Origin of the sequence: Streptomyces dysideae, from assembly GCF_001514305.1 — a bacterium.
GTDB classification, from domain to species: domain Bacteria; phylum Actinomycetota; class Actinomycetes; order Streptomycetales; family Streptomycetaceae; genus Streptomyces; species Streptomyces dysideae.
In genome coordinates, this window is record NZ_KQ949078.1 from 356000 (window position 1) to 376283 (window position 20284).

At 70.4% G+C, this 20284-nt stretch carries 13 protein-coding genes and 2 pseudogenes; 6 read left to right on the top strand and 9 right to left on the bottom strand.

All coding sequences use genetic code 11. The annotated features are described in order from the left end of the window. Positions 1–20: 20 nt before the first annotated feature. The 3 genes and pseudogenes from AQJ91_RS10050 to AQJ91_RS58175 all read right to left on the bottom strand — a co-directional run. A pseudogene (locus tag AQJ91_RS10050) lies at positions 21–296 on the bottom strand (helix-turn-helix domain-containing protein); the annotation flags it as partial. Between the two features lie 123 nt (positions 297–419). Continuing rightward, the gene (locus AQJ91_RS10055; protein ID WP_067018600.1) at positions 420–749 is read right to left on the bottom strand and encodes an antibiotic biosynthesis monooxygenase family protein; all 330 of its coding nucleotides are present in this window, start codon (positions 747–749) and stop codon (positions 420–422) included. A gap of 25 nt (positions 750–774) precedes the next feature. After that, positions 775–1175 (bottom strand): annotated as a pseudogene (locus AQJ91_RS58175) (hypothetical protein); the annotation flags it as partial. A 187-nt stretch (positions 1176–1362) separates the two neighbouring features. Here AQJ91_RS58175 and AQJ91_RS10065 point away from each other — a divergent pair. The 3 genes from AQJ91_RS10065 to AQJ91_RS10075 all read left to right on the top strand — a co-directional run bounded on the left by AQJ91_RS10065 (position 1363) and on the right by AQJ91_RS10075 (position 5813). After that, positions 1363–2496 carry a sugar ABC transporter substrate-binding protein gene (locus AQJ91_RS10065; protein WP_067018604.1) on the top strand — a complete coding sequence of 378 codons (1134 nt, stop codon included), beginning with the start codon at positions 1363–1365 and terminating at the stop codon, positions 2494–2496. A 180-nt stretch (positions 2497–2676) separates the two neighbouring features. Next, complete coding sequence (locus AQJ91_RS10070) at positions 2677–4074, top strand: LCP family protein (protein WP_407696838.1); 1398 nt, start codon at positions 2677–2679, stop codon at positions 4072–4074. A 203-nt stretch (positions 4075–4277) separates the two neighbouring features. Further along, complete coding sequence (locus AQJ91_RS10075) at positions 4278–5813, top strand: multicopper oxidase family protein (RefSeq protein ID WP_067018606.1); 1536 nt, start codon at positions 4278–4280, stop codon at positions 5811–5813. A 169-nt stretch (positions 5814–5982) separates the two neighbouring features. Here AQJ91_RS10075 and AQJ91_RS10080 read toward each other — a convergent pair whose 3' ends face one another. From AQJ91_RS10080 to AQJ91_RS10090, 3 genes are all read right to left on the bottom strand, one after another. Further along, positions 5983–6423, bottom strand: coding sequence for a DUF5994 family protein (locus tag AQJ91_RS10080; RefSeq protein WP_067018608.1), 441 nt, complete (start codon positions 6421–6423; stop codon positions 5983–5985). 131 nt (positions 6424–6554) lie between these two features. Next, entirely contained in the window at positions 6555–6899 is a 345-nt protein-coding gene (locus tag AQJ91_RS10085; RefSeq protein WP_199847894.1) for a hypothetical protein, read from the bottom strand. A gap of 146 nt (positions 6900–7045) precedes the next feature. Further along, a complete protein-coding gene (locus AQJ91_RS10090; protein WP_067018612.1) occupies positions 7046–10288 on the bottom strand; it encodes a S8 family serine peptidase in 3243 nt (1080 codons plus the stop codon). Positions 10289–10633: 345 nt separating this feature from the next. Between AQJ91_RS10090 and AQJ91_RS10095 the strand changes: the two genes are divergently transcribed. Then, complete coding sequence (locus tag AQJ91_RS10095) at positions 10634–11146, top strand: hypothetical protein (protein ID WP_067018614.1); 513 nt, start codon at positions 10634–10636, stop codon at positions 11144–11146. 22 nt (positions 11147–11168) lie between these two features. Here the strand turns inward: AQJ91_RS10095 and AQJ91_RS10100 are convergent, their stop codons facing one another. Further along, positions 11169–13145, bottom strand: coding sequence for a glycoside hydrolase family 97 protein (locus AQJ91_RS10100; RefSeq protein ID WP_067018616.1), 1977 nt, complete (start codon positions 13143–13145; stop codon positions 11169–11171). A gap of 225 nt (positions 13146–13370) precedes the next feature. Here AQJ91_RS10100 and AQJ91_RS10105 point away from each other — a divergent pair, with 225 nt between their 5' ends. After that, positions 13371–14894: a glycosyl hydrolase family 28 protein gene (locus tag AQJ91_RS10105; protein ID WP_067018618.1), complete on the top strand. Its 1524-nt coding sequence runs from the start codon at positions 13371–13373 to the stop codon at positions 14892–14894. 54 nt (positions 14895–14948) lie between these two features. Here the strand turns inward: AQJ91_RS10105 and AQJ91_RS10110 are convergent, their stop codons facing one another. Together AQJ91_RS10110 and AQJ91_RS10115 are read right to left on the bottom strand one after the other, a co-directional pair. Continuing rightward, entirely contained in the window at positions 14949–16319 is a 1371-nt protein-coding gene (locus AQJ91_RS10110) for an alpha/beta hydrolase (RefSeq protein ID WP_067018620.1), read from the bottom strand. Positions 16320–16427: 108 nt separating this feature from the next. Next, complete coding sequence (locus AQJ91_RS10115) at positions 16428–16724, bottom strand: DUF3303 family protein (RefSeq protein ID WP_067018622.1); 297 nt, start codon at positions 16722–16724, stop codon at positions 16428–16430. A 424-nt stretch (positions 16725–17148) separates the two neighbouring features. Between AQJ91_RS10115 and AQJ91_RS10120 the strand changes: the two genes are divergently transcribed. Beyond that, a complete protein-coding gene (locus AQJ91_RS10120) occupies positions 17149–20169 on the top strand; it encodes a glycine--tRNA ligase (RefSeq protein WP_067018624.1) in 3021 nt (1006 codons plus the stop codon). The last annotated feature ends 115 nt before the right edge of the window (positions 20170–20284 follow it).

Genomic DNA, 20284 nt, shown 5'->3' on the forward strand with positions numbered 1-20284 from the left:
CCGCCGGGCATGATGTCGCGTCGTTGCCGCTCGTGGAAGCGCGGATACTTGGCCCGCTTGGCGAAGAAGTGGGTGAACGCGGTCTGCAAGTGCCGCAGCGTCTGCTGCAACGGCACCGACGACACGTCGTTGAGGAACGCCAGCTCCTCGGTCTTCTTCCACGCCGTCGGCATCGCCGAGGTGGCGTTGTGGTTGACCCGTTCCTGACGCGCCCACGCCTCGGTACGGGCCGCGAGCGCCAGGTTGTCGACCTTCCGTACGCAGCCGAACGTGCGTGACAACGCTGCCGTCTGCGCACGAACTGCACGCGGGGCCGCGCGCCGGGGCGGGCTGGGAGGTGCGGCGCTGTTCCCCGCCTGAGCCCGTGACGAGGGAGACCTTCGGTGGCGCGCCCCGGCCGTGGCGCGCCACCGCCGGTGTCAGTCCTGCTTGGGCGCGGCCTGCTGGACCACCTCGAAGGACCACAGCGTGGCATCCGTCGCGGCGGGCTTCGGCCGCTCGCCCTCCGCGGCACCGCCGCCGCTGTGCGCCGCCTGTCCGCGCCCGGTCATCCAGTTCTGGAAGTCCTCCTCGGTACGCCAGCGGGTGTACACGAGGTAGGTGTCCGTGCCCTCCACCGGGCGCAGCAGCTCGAACCACTCGAAGCCGTCGGAGCTCTCCACCGCGCCCGCGCGGGCGGCGAACCGCTTCTCCAGCGTCTCGCGCTGCTCCTCGGGGACCGTGAGTACGTTGATCTTGACGATGCTCATGGGTCCATTGTCCGGCAGGCCGTTCTGCCGTCTTGCTGCGGCCCGTCGCGAAGACGAACAGCCGCAGGACCAGGAAGCGGCCGAGTCCGGCGAGACTGGAGGCGCCGAGGTGGACGATCTGCTGGGTCAGCGCCCCGGGCGACGACTGCACCGGGTGCAGGACGAGCATCGCGCCGCTGGTCACGGCGTAGGCGACCGTCTCCGAGCCTGCCGACTGCCAGTGCGCACGCCATCCGGCGGACCGCCAGTGGAGGCGATGGTGATCAGCGCGTTGGCGACGGCCCGGGGCAGCAGCCCGGCGAGCAGTGCCACGGCCCCGCTGGACAGGAGGCCGATTCCGCCGCCGCACACCACGAGCCGGAGGAAGGAGGCGAGCGGACCGGGGGCGGCCGGGGGCCGGGGCGCGTCGTCCATGGCGGTCTCCATCCGCTGAGTACGCAGCGCCTCGGGTCGGATTCTTACTCGCAGTAACAGGCCGTGATTACTGGGGAGTTGTCATGGAAAGCTGTTGCTGTCTCGTTGACCAGGGCTGCTTGACGCTGGATGCACGCTGCGCGTTGGCTGTTCACCCACCGGTCGCCACGCTGCTCTCTCGCCCGGAAGGCACCAAGCTGTGAACGCAAGTACCCCCCACAGAACCACCGCCCGTCGATACGCGGTGGTTCTCGCCGCCGCCTCGGCCCTCTCCCTCACCGCGTGCGGTGTCGTCGACGGCCTCGGCGCGAGCGACAGTTCCGCCTCCCCGAAGAAGGGCGACGACATCACGGTGGGCCTTCTCCTGCCGGACAAGGCGACGAAGCGCTTCGAGAAGTTCGACCACCCCCTCATCAAGACGCGGGTCGCCGAGCTCACCAACAACAAGGGCGAGGTCGTCTACGCCAACGCCGAGTCGAGCGCGGCCAAGCAGAACGAACAGCTCGAGGAGATGGTCGCCGACCAGGTGGACGTCGTCATCGTGGACGCGGTGAACGCCAAGTCGATCGCGTCGGCCGTCCAGAAGGCGAAGGACGCGAACATCCCCGTCATCGCCTACGACAGGCTCGCCGAGGGTCCGATCGACGCGTACATCTCCCACGACAACGAGCTCGTCGGCGAGGTGCAGGGCCGCTCCCTGGTCGAGGCGCTCGGCGACGACGCCGCCACGAGCAAGATCGTCATGATCAACGGGGCGCCCGCCGACCCGAACACGGCACGGTTCAAGGACGGCGCGCTGAGCGAGCTCGAGGGCAACGTCGTCATCGCCCAGCAGTACGACACCAAGGAGTGGCTGCCCGAGATCGCCAAGGCCAACATGGAGAAGGCCATCGAGTCGATCGGGCTGGCCGACATAGCCGCCGTGTACTCGGCGAACGACGGCATGGCGGGCGCCGTCATCGACGCGCTGAAAGAGGCCGGTGCCAGCGAGATCCCGCCGGTGACCGGGCAGGACGCGGACCTGGCGGCGGTCCAGCGGATCGTGTCGGGCGAGCAGTTCATGACCGTGTACAAGTCGTTCCTGCTCGAGGCGAACGGTGCCGCGGAGATCGCGGTGGCCGCGGTGCAGGGCCACTCCATCGAGTTCGACGCGCTGACCCGCGACACGGTGGACAGCCCGACGCAGAAGAACATCCCGTCGCAGCTGGTGCCGGTGGTCGCGCTCACGAAGGCCAATATCGAGGACACGGTGATCCAGGACGAGGTGTACACCGTCAAGGACATCTGCACCGCCGAGTACGCGGCGGACTGCGCGGCCATCGGCCTGAAGTAGGCCCGGTTCCCCCGCCGACACACCGGCGTCCTGATGTGACCGGCCTTACACCGACAGGAAGTTGACCGGTGTGGGCAACGGATGTGGCGGATGCTGTGGTCTGTTCAGGGTGAGACGTCTGTGTCCAGGGACGTCTGTGCCAGGACGGCCCAGGACGGCCGAGTCGGAGGGGGAGTGCGGGTGAGTGGATCGGGGAGGCGACGACGTACGTCGGGTCGCGCGGCGGAGGAGGCAGGGAAGGCGGGGACGTCGCGGCGACGCCGGGTGCTGCTGTGGGGTGCGGGGGTGGCCTCCGCGGTCGTGCTCGGTGTCGCCGGCGTCGGTGCCTGGGTCTACCAGGACCTCGACGACAGCATCAGGTCCGCCGACGTGGACGACAAGATCGGCGGGGACCGGCCCGAGAACCTCAGCCCGGGCTCGAAGAACTTCCTGGTCGTCGGTTCCGACAGCCGTGACGGCGCGAACGCGAAGTACGGCAAGGACCTGACCACCATGCAGTCGGACACGCTGATGGTGCTGCACGTGCCCGCGAACCGGAAGTGGGCGGCGGTCGTGTCGTTCCCGCGCGACTCCTGGGTGGAGATACCCGCCTGCGAACGGGGCGACGGCAGCACGTCCTCCCCGCACCTCGCCAAGATCAACGAGGCGTTCGCGATCGGCGGCAGCAGCGGTGAGGTGTCCGGGGCCGCCGCGTGCAGCATCAAGACCGTCGAGGCCCACACGGGGCTGCGCATCGACCACTTCATGTCGATCGACTTCTCGGGTTTCAAGGGCATGGTCGACGCCCTGGACGGCATCGAGGTCTGCCCGGAACAGGACATCAAGTCCGACAAGGCGCGCCTGGACCTGCAGACCGGCTGCCAGACCGTCGACGGCGAGACGGCCCTCGGCTACGTCCGGGTCCGCTACGGCGTCGGTGACGGCTCCGACATCGGACGCATCGGTCGCCAGCAGGAGTTCATGAACGCCCTCGTCGAGAAGGCGCAGGACAAGCTCACCAGCCCCAAGTCCCTGTACGGCTTCCTGAAGTCGGCCACCAAGTCCCTCACCACGGACCCCGACATGGCGGGCATCCAGCCGCTGTACGCCCTCGCCAACGAACTCAAGGGCATACCCAGTGACCGGCTGGCCTTCCTCACCGTGCCCAACTACCCGCGCGAGGCGGACGTGCCTTCGGACCTGGCCAACGTCGTCTGGCAGTACCCGCAGGCCGCCGACCTGTTCACCGCGCTGGCCCAGGACAAGGAGATGACCAAGGCGCAGTTGGCGGCGGCGGTGAAGGATCCCGTCTACGCCTCCTCCGTGCGGGTCCAGGTCCTCAACGGCACCGGCGAACAGGGACGCGCTGCCGTCGTCGCCGAGCAACTGCGCAAGGCCGGCTTGACCGTCGTCGGCACGGGCAACGCCCCGCAGACGGTCGACGACACGACGGTCACCTACCCGCAGGGCCTGGAGAAACAGTCCCGCGTCCTCGCCTCCCGCCTGCCCGACACCCGCGCGACGCAGGACACGGACGCCACCGCCGGCCTGCTCACCCTGGTCGTCGGCCCGGACCTGGACCCCGACGACATCGGCTGACGGCGGCGCGACGGTCCCGTACGAGGTCACCGGCGTCGGTGTCTGTTCGCGCGGCGCCATCGGGAACGGGTGGGAGATCGGGAGCGGGACCGGAATCGGGTGCGGGGTCGGGGGAAACCCCGATGCCGTATGGGGGTGCGGTCCGGGGTGGTTGGGGGGTCGGCCCCGATGTCCGGGGGGCGGTGGGCCGGGAGCCTTGAAGCATGTCCCGGATCAAGCGCGCACTCATCGTTCTCGCCTCGGTCTTCACCGTCGTCGCCCTCGTGCTGGGCGGACTGTTCCTGTGGCTGTGGACCGGCTCGCAGGTGAGCACGGTCGGCAAGGAGTCGTTCGGCAACGAGCTGGCGATACCGCCACTGGCGCCGTCCCGGGTCGAGAACGACGGCACGCGGGTGTTCGACCTGCGGATGCAGGCGGGCGAGAAGGAGTTCAGGGAGGGGCAGCGGACCAGCACCTGGGGCTTCAACGGCGACTATCTGGGCCCGACGCTGCGTGCCGAGCGCGGCGAGAAGGTCCGGGTGCGGATCCACAACACCCTCGGAGAGGCCTCGACCGTGCACTGGCACGGCATGCATCTGCCCGCGGCGATGGACGGCGGCCCGCACCAGATGGTGCCGGCGGGCGGCAGTTGGAGCCCGCGGTGGCAGGTCGACCAGCCGGCGGCCACCCTCTGGTACCACCCGCATCCGCACGGCGCGACGGAGGAACACGTACAGCGCGGCCTGGCCGGCATGTTCCTGCTCGACGACGACACCTCCGCACGGCTGACGCTGCCCAAGCGGTACGGCGTCGACGACCTGCCCGTGATCGTGCAGGACGTCAAGTTCGACGGCGCGCAGTTCGACCGGGGCCACCGCGTGATGCAGAGCGTGGGCTTCCTCGGCGACCGCACCATGGTCAACGGCACCCTCAGCCCGTACCGCGAGGTCACCGACGAGCTCATACGGCTACGGCTGCTGAACGCCTCGACGGCGCGTACGTACGACTTCGGCTTCTCCGACGACCGGCCCTTCGCCCTCGTCGGCACGGACGGCGGGTTCCTGGAGAGGCCGGCGTCGCTGGAGCGGGTCCAGCTGTCGCCGGGGGAGCGGGCCGAGATCGTCGTCCGGATGCGGGTCGGCGAGCGGACCGTGCTGCGCAGCTTCTCGCAGGGCAGCTACGACAAGTACGCAGATGCCTTCCAGCGGCGGTTCGGTGGCGGCGACGACTCCTTCGACGTCCTGGAGCTGCGGGCCGCCGATCGGCTGCGCCCCTCATCCGAACTTCCCAGCAAGCTGCGCGAGTTGGAGATACCGGACGGCGAGAACGCGGTCCGCGCCCGCCACTTCGACCTGAAGCGGTCCGGGATCAACGGGCGCAAGATGGCCATGGACCGGGTGGACGAGACGGTGACGCGGGGCACCACGGAGACCTGGACGGTGCGCAACAACAACGGTATGCCGCACAACTTCCATGTGCACGATGTGCAGTTCCGGGTGCTCGAGGTGAACGGACACACCCCGCCGCCCGAGCTGCGCGGCCCGAAGGACACGGTGTTCCTGCCGAACGGTACGACGATGAAGCTCGCGATGCGCTTCGACGGGCCCGCCGACCCGGACACGCCGTACATGTACCACTGCCATCTGCTCTACCACGAGGACCAGGGAATGATGGGCCAGTTCGTGGTGGTGGAGAAGGGGCAGCGGGCGGGCAGCCCGGCGGCCGGGACGGGCACGCCGTCGGCGGAACACCGTCACTGAGGGCGCACCACCGCTGCGGTACAGCGGTATGACCGGGCCCCGATCTACCGCGTCGTGCCCCCGACGAGAGCGGTGCGGCCGCCCACTCCTGGCGCTGCTCCTCGACGAGGGCCGGGCGACGGGGCTGGTGGAGGCAGGCTGAACGCAGACGGACGGAACGGGGGGATGCTCAGGCGGCCGGCCTGAGCGGCTGCCCGGTCGGGGCCGGGGTGGCCACGGTCGTCGTCATCAGGCGGGCCGCCGATGCCGCGTCGGTCTCGGGCGGGACGATCAGCAGGGTCCAGCGGGTGGTGCCGGAGAAGAGCAGCAGGGTGTGCGGTGCGATGTCCGGGGTGAACCAGCCGATCTTGATGGTGTGGCCGCCCGCGGGAATCTTGCGCGGGAGGACCGGCCAGTACCTGGGGTTGACGGCGATCCGGGTGACACGGCCCCACAGCGGGGTCAGCGCCTCGGTCAGCGCGGGCAGTTCGGCCGGCAGGTCCCGGGAGCGGGGCCACCAGGCGCCGGCCGGGAGCGCGCCGGACGTGCCGTCGGCCCTCAGGGTGAGGCGCGCGGGCGGGGCTGCGACGGGCTCATGGTGCGGAGGGAAGGGGTGCGAGGTCGTCGGCATGATGAGGGCCCGTCTCCGGAACGGCCTGTGCGGCCGGCCCGGGGTTCGTCGCTCACCGAGAACGACCCGGCGTGGCAGCCGGAGTGCGAAATACCCTCGGTGACCCTCACACTACTCCGGCACGCTGCTCCCTACAGACGGAGTAGGCGCTGGGTGAGCTCGCGGTACTGGCGCAGCGCGAGCCGGAGTTCGGTGGACTCCGCGTCGGGCTCCTGGTCCTCCCAACCGGCCCGCAGGGCGCGTCGCTGTTCCGCGAGGGCCTCCGTGAGCTGGGCGGTGGCGTCGTCGAAGGCGGCCTCGGCCTCTTCCAGTGCCTGGCGCGGGGTGTCGGCGAAGGTGTTGAGGGCGTGCCGGAGACGGGCGACGACCTGGTCCCGGGCGTCCGGCGCGAGCAGTGGCTCCGGCCCGGCGGTGCGGCGTTCGGTGCGGCCCCGGGGCTGGTCCGCGGGCTGCTGGGCGCGTGTCTGGTCGTACATCATCGGGTGCCGCTTTCCTGTGCGTCGTGCCGGGTGTAGCTGGAGCGGCGTGACCCTGAGCCGTGCTGCCAGTCAACGTCCGGCGAAGGTCTCTGTCAACGATCTGACGGTACGTCATGGCCACTTGTCCGGCGAGATGGTTTGGATCACGGGGCGTTCTGGTTGCCCGCGTTCGCTCCGCGTCCGGCACGCATGGATCGGGTCCGTGGTCCGGGGATGCGGCCAACCCCGGAAAGCCGGCGAGCCGCCACCGGACACGTCCGGTGGCGGCTCGCTCGTCTTGCGCAGGGCCAGGGAGTGACGGTCAGGGCGGTGCTGCCGAAGGTGTCGGTTCCGTTGCCGTATCCGACGAGGCCCAGGTAGGTGTGGCCGGTCGGGAGGTTCTGCCAGGAGACGGTGACCTTGGGAGTGCCGCCCAGGGTGGCCCGCTGTTCGGCCGGGGTGGCGGTGGCCGCGTGGTCCGGCTTGGAGCCGGGGCCGATCAGCCAGGTGTGGAGCGTGTAGGGCTGGCTGGTGGCGCCGGACGGCAGGGCGAACTGGTTGACGTACACCTCGTAGGTGCCCGGCTCGAGGTCGACGTGCTCGTCGCTGCCGTCGCCGGGCAGCTCGGAGACCTGGTTGCCGTCCTTGTCGAGGACCCACAGGTCCAGGTCGCTGCCCGCCAGATGGTCGGCGGACCGGATCCCGACGCGGGCGAACGTGGTGCCCTCGGGGACGGTGATCTCCGTCTTGACCGTGGCGGCCGGCAGCGGTGACGCCGACGGGTCGAAGGCGCGGTTGGTGCCCGTGAGCGTGCCGGTCTTCGTGGTGCCCGTGTACAGGCCGTTCACGGCGGTGGTGAGCTTGCCGTCGTAGCCGGTCCGCGGGTGCAGGGTGACGGAGCCGGTGGCGTCCTTGCCGGTGGCGTCGGCCGCCGTGATGATCGGCGTGGCGCGCAGGGCGACGGCGCTGCGGACCCGGTGCCCGTCCTGGTCGCTCAGCAGGACCGAGCCGTAGGACCACTCGCCGAAGGCGGCGGAGGTGCGGGTGAAGGAGACCTTGTAGGTGGCCGACTCGCCGGGCGCGACGGTCAGCGTCCTCGGCGTGACCACGGCCTTGTATCCGGCCGGGGTCTGCAGCTTGGCGGTGTAGACGCCCGTCTTGTCGCCGACGTTGGTGACGGTGCGGGTGACGGTCTGCTTCCCGGCGAGGTCGCCGACCGAGATCGTCGGGTAGTTGAGGTCGCTCGGGTCGGTCTTCGGGGCGGTGGCGCAGGCGTCGGAGCCGTCCGCGTTCGCCAGGTGGTCGTCGAGGGCGCAGGAGTACGACGTCCAGTCTGCGGACGTCGAGTTGTAGACCAGGCCCGGGTCGTCGGCGGAGTTCGGGACCACGTGCCCGGCGCCGTAGTCGAGCGGCGTGGCCGGGCTGTCGGACCCGGAACGCCGGATCGCGTCGCCCGCGCTGTCCTTGGTGGTCGCGGTCGTCATCAGCGCCGACTTGACCTCCATCGGCGACCAGTCGGGGTGCAGCCCCTTGATCAGCAACGCCAGGCCGGCCACGTGCGGGGCGGACATGGAGGTGCCGGACATGATGCCCTGGTCGCCCTTGAACGCTCCGCCCTCACCGCCGGGCGTCGTACCGGCGACGACGTCCACGCCGGGGGCCGTGATGTCGGGCTTGAGCAGGTCGCCGCCGCTGAGCGGGTCCGGGCCGCCGGAGGAGAAGCCGGCGATCATGGAGCCCGCCTGCTTGACGCCTTGGGCGGCGCCCAGTTCGGCCGTGGCGCCGGTGCGGTCGGCGTACGCCTTGACGGCCTCGCCGGAGGCCTGGTCGAGGTGGGTGCTCGGGATGGTGTGGGCGTCGGCGACCTCCTCGTCGGCGCTGCTCACGTTGTAGAGCACCATGCCGACACCGCCGGCCGCCTTGACCTGGGCGCTCTTGTCGATCCGGGCGTTGACACCGCGGGCGCAGACTACGATGGCGCCCTTGACCTTGTCCGGGTCGAGCGCGTCGGCCTGGCACTGCGCGGCCTTGGTGGCGTCCACGCCGCTCTTGGCGGCCTTGGCGCCGTCGATCAGCGGTGCGGACGGCACCGCGGAGGCGCTGATGCCGACGCCGGTGTACGCCTTGCCGTTGCCGAGGGTGACGGTCGTGCGGTAGCCGACGTCATGGGTGGAGGCGGCGACGGTGGTCACCCACGGAATGGTGTTGCTCGCGGTGTTCGGCCCGGCGTTGCCCGACGAGGCGGAGACGAACACACCGGCCTTGGCGGCGTTGAACATGGCCACGTCTTCGGGCTCGGTGGTGCTCTGGGCGGGCCCGCCGAGGGAGTAGTTGATGACGTCGACCCCGTCGGCCACGGCCCTGTCGATGCCGGCGACGAGGTCCACCGTCGCGCAGCCGGGGCTCCAGCAGACCTTGTAGGCCGCGATCCGGGAGGCCGGGGCGATCCCCGATATCCGTCCGGATATCCCGCTGTCCGGCACGGTGGCGGGCACGTCGATGTTGCCGGCCGCGGTGGTCGCGGTGTGCGTGCCGTGGGCCTCGGCGTCCATCGGGGACGCCCAGTCGGTGGGACCGGGCTCGGCTATGCCCTTGCGGAACCACTGGGCGCCGATCACCTTGTTGTTGCAGGTGACCCGGTGCTCGATGTCCTGCCCGACGTCACAGCTGCCCTTCCACTTCTTGGCGATGACGTCCGCGTCGGGCGTCGAGGAAAGCGCCTGCAGGGAAGGGTTGTTGGTGTCGATGCCGGTGTCGAGGACACCGACGATCAGGCCCTCGCCGGCGCGCTTCTCCCCGCCGGGGAACTTGGAGTACAGGCCGTCGCGGTCCTTGAGACCGAGGAACTTGGCGGTGTCGGGCACGGGAAGGGATCCGGCCGTGGCCTCGGTCGCCGCCGTCCGCGGGCCGGCGGCGGCCGCCGTGTCGGTGTCGGCGGTGGCCGTCACCTGGCGCATCTTGTTGCGGACCAGCGAGACGACGCCGGGCGTGCGGGCGAGCTTGTTGGCCTCGCCTGCCGTCAACTCGGCGGCGAATCCGTTCAGTACGTACTGGTAGCTGTACAGCGGCGCGACGCCCTCGACCGCGTCCAGAACCTTGTCGCGCTGCTGCTTCAGGTGGTCGAGATAGTCGCGTACGGCCCGCGACCGCGGGTTGAGCCGCTCGCCGGGCTCGGGCGCGGTCTTGGAGTACGTGGCGACGGGCTTGTCGGCGAGCTGGACGAAGTACGTGCCGCCCGTGTACGTCTGCCGGTTGCCGTCGGCCGGTGAGTTCTGCGTCGGCCCGGCGGGCGCTGCCATAGCGGGCGGGCCGGAGGTGAGGATGAGGCCGCCGACGAGAGCCGGGGCCAGGAGGGAAACCGTTCTGCGGCCGACGCGTTGGCGCCGGCCGGGGTGGTGCTGGGACAAGTGGGTGCCTTCCCCCGCGCACGCCGTATGAGACGCGTGCGCATGACGGTCGCTGGAGTGGTCGGTCCCCCGAGACTGCCGCCCATCGTGTCCCCTGGGAGATCACCGTGAGAAGAGCAAGATCCCTGAAAGTACAACAACTTCACAGCCCTTCCACGGAGTTCGACGGGCTGTCATCCGTGAATGCCCCCGTCCCGTTGATGAGTCGGCGTATCGGCCGAACGGCCGATACGCCGGGCGCCGGTCGCCGTCTACGGTCGGCTGGGTAATCTTGCGATGTTCACTGGCCGGCGGCCACTGATGGGCAGGCCGGTTCCCCCACGCGAACTTGAAGGATCTGCGCACGTGTCGATGCAGAACAGTCGTCTGAGAATCGCTTCCCTGGCCCTCTTCGTGGCAGTCGCCGGCCTGGCCTCGGCGGGCCCCGCCATGGCGGCCACGCACCAGGCCCCCGCAGCGTCGTCCACGGTGCTCGAGGAGCAGGAGCCCGCCATACCCACCGACTTCGTGGACCTGCCCACCAGCCCCCTCGCTGCCGACAGCGAGCGGCACGAGGTCACGGTCACCTACCGCAACGAGACGGCGGCCGACCAGACCGTCGCCCCGCAGCTCCTGGTCGAGTCCCCGCTCGTGGGGCCCTTCCTGAAGCCGTCGGACGTCAAGGTCGAGCGCCGCACCGCGACCGGCTGCTGGAAGGCCGTGGAGGTCGGGACCCAGACCGGCACCCTGTTCACCGACCTGGTGACCGCCCAGCGCACGCTGCCCGCGGGCGCCACCCTCACCGAGGTGTACCGGATCACCGTCACCAACCCGCAGGCCGAGGGCACGGTGCACCCGAGGGTGGCCCTCTACGGCTGACCCGTGCCGGGCGTGCCAGGCGTCAGCCCGGACTCAGGATGACCGCCTGGCCGCCCGCACCGGCCATGGCCATGTCCAGCGTGGTCTCCGAGGTGACCGTCCGGGTGCTGACCACGACCGGGGTACGGAACGGGCTGCTGCCCGGTGTCCCGTCGGCGTAGACCGTCGCCGTGTAGGTCCCGCTGCCGAGGAACGACAGCGGGACCGACAGCGTCCGGGCCTCCTCGTTCGTCATCGCCCCGAGGTACCAGGTGGCGCCGTTGCGGCGGGCGACCGCCACGTACTCGCCGATCGACCCGGCCAGCGTCCGGCTCTCGTCCCAGGTCGTGGGCACGGAGTTGAACCAGGGCAGGCCGGGCCAGTTCGCCGGGTTGGCGTACTTGGACGGTCGGTCGTACCAGAAGAGGAAGTTGAGGGGCTGGTAGTACACGGCGGCCATCGCCATCTGGTGGGCGTTGGTCGTCTTGTTGCGTGACTGGCCGTAGCAGATGGTGTAGTCGATGGGGCCGCCGATGTTGCGGGCGAAGGGCAGCGTCACATTGTGGGTGGCGGTCGGGAACTGCTCGTTGCCCCGGACGCCCTCCAGACTGATGTAGTTCGGGTAGGTGCGCTCGTAGCCGAACGGCCGGACGTCGTCGTGCATGTCGATCAGCAGCTCGTACCGGGCGGCCGTCCGCGCCCAGTCGGTGATCTGGTTCGTCATCGACTGGGTGCCCTCGTTGATGAAGCCCAGCTTGATGCCCGTGACGCCCCAGCTCCTGTAGAGGCCGAACAGCGCCTCCGCGTCGGTCAGGGCGAGCCGGTTCACGTAGAGGAAGACGCCGACGCCCTTGCTCGTCGCGTACGAGATGACGGACAGCAGGTCGATGGCGGCGATCGGGGCCGTCGCGTCGACGGTGGTGAACTCGGGGCCGTACCAGCCGGCGTCGTACTCGATGTACTCGATCCCGCGCGCCATGGCGAAGTCGACGCCCGCGAGGCCCGCGGCGGTGGAGAGCTCGCAGCGGAAGACCTTGCCCGGTCTGATCCACGAGATGTCGGTCAGGGCGTTCGGCGGGGCCAGGTTGAGCACGAGTTCGGCGTTGTCGACCAGCTCGGCGTGCGTGGCCCCGATCACCACCGTGCGCCACGGTGTCGCGAACGGTGTGGTGACCGTGGCCGTCGTCTCGACCGTTCCGGAGCCGCGGGCGGTGTGCTCCATCAGGAAGGCCGAGAGGGTGTTGGGCTCGCCGGCGACCGAACCGAGCATCATGCGCGGGAAGTCGAGCCGCGCGGACTCGCAGACGCAGGCGAGGAACCCGTTGGCGAGAGCGGCGGTCAGCGGCAGGTCGGTCAGCGGGCCCCGGTCCGTGTTCGGCGTTCCCGTGACCGGGATCGCGTCGGGGGCGACCGGGAGGTAGGCGTCCTCGTCACGGGCGCTGTAGACGGTGGTGCCGTCCGGGAAGACGAACGTCGTCAGCTCGTCGGAGACGGTGACGGTGTCCCCCTCGATCTCCGTGCCCAGGACGTAGCGGAGAGCCACGCCCGTCCTGTAGGCGCGGATCTCGACGCCGAAGCGGATGCCCGAGGCGGTGTCCTGGAGCTTCCAGCGCTGCTCCTGGTAGTGGTCGGTGATGGTCGCGTTGCGGCCGTGGACCGGGGCCCAGGTGGTGCGGGCGGTCCAGTGCTGGTGCCGGAGGACCGTCACGTCGTCGCCGAGAGTGGTCCCGTCGCCCAGCCGGAGGCCCAGGGCCGAGGTGTCGATCACCGTCCTGCCGTTGCGCGTCGCGGACCAGCGGAGCGCTCCGTCCACCACCGACATCGTGATGGCCGTGCCGCCCATGCGTGCGGTCGCGGTGGCGGGAGAACTGGCGGTCGTCGTACCGACCGGGTCGTCCACCGCGAAGGCCGGGCGTGTGGCGCCGAGGCCCATCGCGGCCGTACCGGCGGTGACGGCGGCGTTCCTGAGCACGACCCGGCGGGACAGCGGCGGCTCTTCCCGGTCCTCTGAGGTTCTCATCGCGCTCCCCGGCCCGCAGTAGCCGTCAGTCGCTGTCACTGTCACTGTTTCGGTAAACGGTTTCCGTCTGAGGGAAAGTTGTACGCCCCGGTGAGAGGCCGGTCAAGAGCTCTCGAAGTTTCGAAAACCGGTCGATCTCTTGACATCGGTTTCCGAACGGACGCAGGATCGGCCCCCTCCCCCCAGCCGCTCACCCGCCCCGTCTCCCTCCCGCAAGGAGCCACCATGAACCCGTCACTGTCCCGGCGAACCACCCTCCAGGCCGCCGGCGCCCTCGCCGCCGCCGGACTGGCCGGCGCTGTCGCGAGCGCTTCACCGGCCGCTGCCGCCACGGCGGACGAGAGCAGTGGCGACATCGTTGTCACCTACCCGACGCTCCCGCAGGTGCCGGTCAACAACAACTTCACCGTCAAGGTCCGCCCGGTCGGCGGCAGTTGGCAGAGAGTGGACGTCTACCTGGCCAAACTGGCCCTGATCGACGCCACCAGCGGCAGCAACCGGGCCCAGAACTCCTCCTGGGCCGCCTTCGACTTCTCCGGCACCGTCGAGGTCGAGGTGACCTACAACCCGGGCAGCGCGGAGAAGTTCCGCATCCGCCCGGACTCGTACGGCATCACCCCCGAGGTGCTCGGCAGCACCGCGCGCTTCACGCTCGACCGGCCCCGCAACGTCGTCGTCCAGGTCGACGACAAGATCTTCGACTGTCTGCACCTGTTCGCGAACCCCCTCGAGGAGAACCCGCCGGCCGAGGGCGACAAGAACGTCATGTACTTCGGGCCCGGCTACCACACCCCCGCCAACGGGGAGCTGAAGGTGCCCAGCAACACCACCGTCTACCTGGCTCCGGGTGCGGTCGTCACCGCCTTTGTGGACATCCAGGGGGTGGAGAACTCCCGGATCATCGGCCGTGGCGTGCTCTACAACTCCAAGTGGGGCGCGATGCTGATCCGCAAGTGCGAGAACATCACGATCGACGGCGTCACGATCCTCAACCCCCGCTACGAGAACATCCGGGTCGCCGAGTCGAAGAACATCACCATCAAGAACCTGCGCGCCTTCAGCCACCAGGGCTGGGGCGACGGCATCCAGCTCTACTGCTCCGAGAACATCACGGTCGACGGCTGCTTCCTGCGCACGTCGGACGACGCCATCGCCCTCTACACCCACCGCTGGGACTTCTACGGCGACACCCGCAACATCACCGTCAAGAACTGTTCCCTGTGGGCCGATGTCGCCCACCCGATCAACATCGGCGTGCACGGCAACACCGAGACACCCGAGATGCTGGAGAACCTGAACTTCGAGAACATCGACATCCTCGACCACCGTGAGCCGCAGGTGCTCTACCAGGGCGCCATCGCCTTCATGGTCGGCGACAGCAACCTGGTCCGGGACGTGAAGTTCGACAACATCCGGGTGGAGGACTTCCGCTGGGGCCAGCTCATCCACATGCGGACCACCTTCAACCCGAAGTGGAACACCTCGGCCGGCCGCGGCATCGAGAACGTCTACATCAAGGACCTCAGCTACAACGGCAAGAACGCCGACCTCTCGATCATCGCCGGTGTCGACGCGGACCACGGCGTCACGGACGTCACCTTCGAGAACCTCCGCGTCAACGGCCGCGTGATCGCCGACAGCACGGGCAAGCCGAGGTGGTACCTGGCCTCGGACGGCGTGCCCATGTTCGTCAACGAGAACGTGAAGAACCTCCGCTTCCTCACCACCGCGGAGGCCGCGGCCCTGTAACCGCAGACGGCCGGCCCCGGCGCCCGATCGAGGGGCGCCAGGGCCGGCCGCCGCTCACTTCGCGAGGAACGCGGCGAGTGTGCGGGTCGCCGTGTTGTGCGCGGTCGCCGCGAACAGCGGGTCGAGGTGGTTCATGCCCTCGTCGGTCTCGTACGCGGCGTACGGGATGCGCGAGCCGGCCACGGCGTTCCGGGCGCCGGTGACGACCGTGCCGTGGGAGTAGCTCGTCTGGAAGGCGTAGAGCGGTACGTCGATCCGCGCGCCGTGCCGCAGGCGCAGACCGAGGGAACGGGCGAGGTCCGTGTCGGCGTAGGCGTCGGTGACGTCCAGGTCCACGGACAGCCGGGCCGGCCAGTACCACTCCCAGACCGCCGGCGTCGGGCCCGCGTAGGCCGCCGCGACACGGGAGATCGGCGTGCTGCCGTCGTCGATCCAGCCGCGTACGTCACCGCTGTCGGCGAGGCGTCCCGAGTGCACGGAGATGTCGTTCGGCCAGCCGAAGCCGGCGTCCACGAGCGTGCCCAGCAGCGCGGCGTTGGTGATCGGATACGGCGTCCGCAGCGCGTCGGGCAGCCGGGGCTGGAGGACGGACCGGCCCTCGGGGGCGCGGTGCGCGTACCAGCCGGCGAGCTGGTACCAGATCTGCGTACTCTCCGCGCGGCTTCCCAGCCCGACCCCGCTGAGGGTCATGTCGAAGACGGCACCGCCCTCGATGGCCGCGAGCCGCTCCCGTACCTCCTCCGGCGAGTCCTGGACCGGCGCGCCCGTGCCCTCGAACGCGCCCAGCACACCGCCGTCGATCAGGGCCAGGCCCGCGAGGTCCCGGTATCCGGGGTGGCCGTCGAAGTCCCAGGCGGCGTACGCCATCGCGGTCGTCGCGCCCCAGGAGTGACCGCCCAGCACCACGCGCCGCCGGCCACCGGCGCCGGCGGTCAGCACGACCGTACGGAGATCCTCCAGGGTGAGCCGCAGACCCCAGCCGGCGGCGTATCCGGAGGCGGCCGGGTCCTGCGAGCGGTAGTGGCCGTCCAGGTAGTAGGCGGCCGGGTCGGGGGTGGCGAACCCGGTGCGGTCGGCGAGATTCTCCTCGCGCCGGTCGAGCGCCCACACCTGGACGCCGGGCACCGCCCGCACCAGGTCCCCGGCGAGCAGCCGGAAGTCATTGGCGGCGCCGAACATCCCCGGCACCAGGACCAGGACGGTGTGCGCCGACGCCGGCCCGACCTTGAGCACATGCACCCGGTCCGACCCGGCCGGCCCGCCGCCCTTGCCCACGGCTGTCGGAACATACGGCTCCGCAGCCGCCGCGCGACCACCGGGCCCCCGTCCCGACGCCCACGCCGATCCGGCCCCCGCTCCGGTGGCCGACGCGAGACCGCCGGCCAGTCCACCCAGTAACGTCCTGCGCGGCAGATGGCCCGTCATATCCGGACGCCTCCTTGAGAGTTGAAGTAACTGGAACACCGCCCAGCTTCCTCCACCCCTCACGCGGGCCTGTCACGGGGGTTGCCGCGTGGTGATCCGTGAGTGCGATCAGTTCGATCCGTACTTCTGCAGACCGGCCTGGACATCGTCGAAGTTCATCACTGGCATGAAGGCCACCTTGGCGCCGAGCTCCTGGAAGAACGGTTCGGCGATGGAGGGGATGTCGGACGGCTCCTTCAGGTCGAAGACGATGTACCCGGTACGCATCCCGTCCTGCGCCCCGAAGTACGCAGCCTCCGGCTTGACCCGGTCCAGCACCGACTTCATGGTCTGGGGCAACGTGTGGCCCGTGATCGCCTGGTTCGCCTTCTCGGTGTCCATCTCGACGGTCAGCAACACCCTCATGGTCTTCCACCGCTCGTTGGCGTGTCGGCACACCTGTGCCCACCTGCCGATAGTCGTCGGGATCCCGGGCCTTCGCATCCAGAGCGAGCCGTATGGGGCCGGCAGGTAACCGCGCGGGCGGTGTGGAAGTCGGTGCAACCCGGTCACAGCACCAGGCAGGCCGACGGTGCTCTTCGAGGAAGCCGGTCACGCGGTCCACGCAGGTCTCGCGGAGCCGGTCCGGCAGCTGGGCCCAGGCCCCCGGACCCGGCGCGACCTCCTTCACGAACTGACGGGCAATCCGCTGCGGCCGCCGGGCCGTCGTCTGCCGTACCCCGGCCAAGAAACGGCAGGTCAACGTCAGTTGGGCTGTGTCATCATTGCCACCCCCCGCAGACCACACCACCCTGCCGGACCGACACGGGAAACAGGCGACTCGATCACCATGAACAACGGCCACACGGCGCTGACCATGCAGGACGCCATCCTCACCCTGCAGAACTACTGGAGCGACAACGGATGCATGATCACGCAGCCGTTGAACACCGAGGTGGGGGCGGGTACGGCCAACCCGGCCACGGCGTTGCGGGTGATCGGTCCGGAGCCCTGGAGCGTCGCCTACGTGGAGCCGAGCGTGCGGCCCGACGACTCGCGGTACGGCGAGAACCCGAACCGGCTGCAGACCCACACCCAGTTCCAGGTGATCCTCAAGCCCGACCCGGGCAACCCGCAGGAGCTGTACCTGGGCAGCCTGCAGGCGCTCGGCGTCGATCTGCGCGCGCATGACGTGCGGTTCGTGGAGGACAACTGGGCCTCCCCGGCGCTCGGTGCCTGGGGGCTGGGCTGGGAGGTCTGGCTGGACGGCATGGAGATCACCCAGTTCACCTACTTCCAGCAGGTCGGCGGCGTCTCCCTGTCTCCCGTGTCGGTGGAGATCACGTACGGCCTCGAGCGCATCCTCATGAACCTCCAGGGCGTGTCCCACTTCAAGGACATCGTCTACGCGCCGGGCATCACCTACGGCGAGGTGTTCGGCCAGAACGAGTACGAGATGAGCCGCTACTACCTCGACGACGCCGACGTGGACACCAACCACCGGCTCTTCGAGGCCTACGCGGCCGAGGCGCGCCGGATGCTGGACCTGGAGCTGCCGGTACCGGCGTACACGTACGTCCTGAAGTGCAGCCACACCTTCAACGTGCTGGACGCGCGCGGAGCGATCAGTACCACCGAGCGCGCCAAGGCGTTCTCCCTGATGCGCGGCCTGACGCACGAGTCGGCCAAGCTGTGGGCGCGGCGCCGCACCGCGCTCGGCCACCCGCTCGGCGTGACGGCCGCCCCGGCCCCGGCGGTGCGGGCCGCGCTGCCCTCGGTGCCCGGCCCCGAGACGCTGCTGTTCGAGATCGGCCTGGAGGAACTCCCGTACGCCGACGTGCCCGCCACCACGGACGCGGTGCGCGAGGTGATCACGGCCAAGCTGGCCGCCACCCGGCTGCGGCACGGCGCGATCACCGTGCTGGCCACGCCGCGCCGTGTCGTGGTCACGGTGGAGGCCGTGCAGCCGCGCGAGCCGGACACGGAGAAGACCGTGCGCGGTCCCAAGGTCGCCGCCGCCTACAAGGACGGCGCCCCCACCCCCGCCCTGCTGGGCTTCGCCCGCAGCCAGGGCGTCGACCCGTCGGCCCTGAAGACCGTGGCCGTCGGCGGTGTCGAGTACGTCGCGGTCACCCGTGACGAACCGGGCCGCACGGCCGTCGAGGTGCTCAGTGGCGTGCTGACCGAGGTCGTGTCCGGGCTGCGTTCCACCCGCAACATGCGGTGGAACGACCCGAATCTGTCGTTCTCCCGTCCCGTCCGCTGGCTGCTCGCCCTGCTCGGCCGCAGCCCGCTGCCCGTGACCGTCTCCGCACTCGTCGCGGGCGACACCACGCGGGTGCACCGCACCGCCCCCGACCCGGAGGTCCGGGTGACGGCCGCCGAGGGCTACGCCCACTTCCTGCGGATGTACGGCATCATGCTGGACCGGGCGGACCGGCGCGCCGCGGTGGTGCGTGGCGGCCAGGAGCTGGCGGCCGAGGTGGGCGGGCGTATCGACGTGGCCGGCCAGGCCGGGCTGATCGACGAGATCACCGACATCGTGGAGTTCCCGCACCCCGTCCGGGGCTCCTTCGACGAGCGTTACCTGGAACTGCCCGCGAGCGTCCTGACCACGGTGATGCGCAAGCACCAGCGCTATCTGCCGGTGCTGGACGGCGACCGTCTGATGCCGCACTTCGTCACGTTCGCCAACGGCGCCTGCGACGACGACGTGGTGCGGGCGGGCAACGAGGGGGTCCTGCGGGCCCGTTACGAGGACGCCGCGTTCTTCTGGCGGGCCGATCTGAAGGTGGCCCCCGAGGAGTTCCGCCGCCGTCTGGACCAGCTGACCTTCGAGGACCGGCTCGGCACGGTCGCCGACCGCGCCGACCGCATCGCCGCCCTCGCCCTCGACCTGGCTGCCCGCGCCGGCCTCGCGGAGGGTGCCCTGGCCACGGTGCGGCGCGCCGGTGAGCTGGCGAAGTTCGACCTGGCGTCGCAGATGGTGGTCGAGTTCTCCGGCCTGGCCGGGGTGATGGCCGAGGAGTACGCCCGCCGCGCCGGCGAGCCCGACGAGGTCGCGCTGGCCCTGGCCGAGATGGAACTGCCGCGTTCCGCGGGCGGTGCCCTGCCGACCGGTGACGCGGGCGCCGTGCTGTCGCTCGCCGACCGGTTCGACCTGGTGACGGGCATGTTCGTGATCGGCGCCGCGCCGACCGGAAGCTCCGATCCGTTCGGGGTACGCAGGGCCGCCATCGGTCTCCTCAACGTCCTGCGGAGGGTGCCCGCGGCGGCCGGCGTCCGGGTGGGCGACGGGCTGAACGCGGCGGCCGCACGCTACGCCGCCCAGGGCGTCGAGGTACCCGCCGGGCGCCTCGAGGAGGCCGCCGAGCTGATCGCCCGCCGCTACGAGCAGCAGCTCACCGACGCCGGACACGAGCACCGTCTGGTGCAGGCCGTCCGGGTGTGGGCCGACCGCCCCGCCCAAGGCGACCGCACCCTGGCCACGCTGGAACGCCACGTCGGCACCGAGGAGTTCGGCGCGCTCACCGCCGCGCTCCAGCGGGTGGTGCGCATCCTGCCCGGAGACGCCCAGGAGAACACCGCCGATGCGGCCGCCACCGACCCGGTGGACCGGAACCTGCTCAGCGCACCCGCCGAACTGCGTCTCGCCGAGAGCGCGGAGGCCGTCCGCGATGCCCTGCGGGGCCGCGAGGACGACCTCGCCGCCCTGATCGAGGTCTCCGCTCCGCTGGTCGCGGCGATCGACGCCTTCTTCGACGAGGTCCTCGTCATGGACCCCGACCCCGCGATCCGCGCGGCCCGGCTGGCCCTGCTGACGGACGTGGCCCGACTGGCGCGCACGACGCTGGACTGGAGCGCCCTGTAGTCGTCCCGGCGTGAGCCAGGTTGACGAGCTGCCGTCACCGTGGCCCTGACGGGTAGGGGCTGTGGCCAGCCCGTTCTGTCGGGGTGGGGGCGTGAAGGGGGCGCTCGGGTGGGCT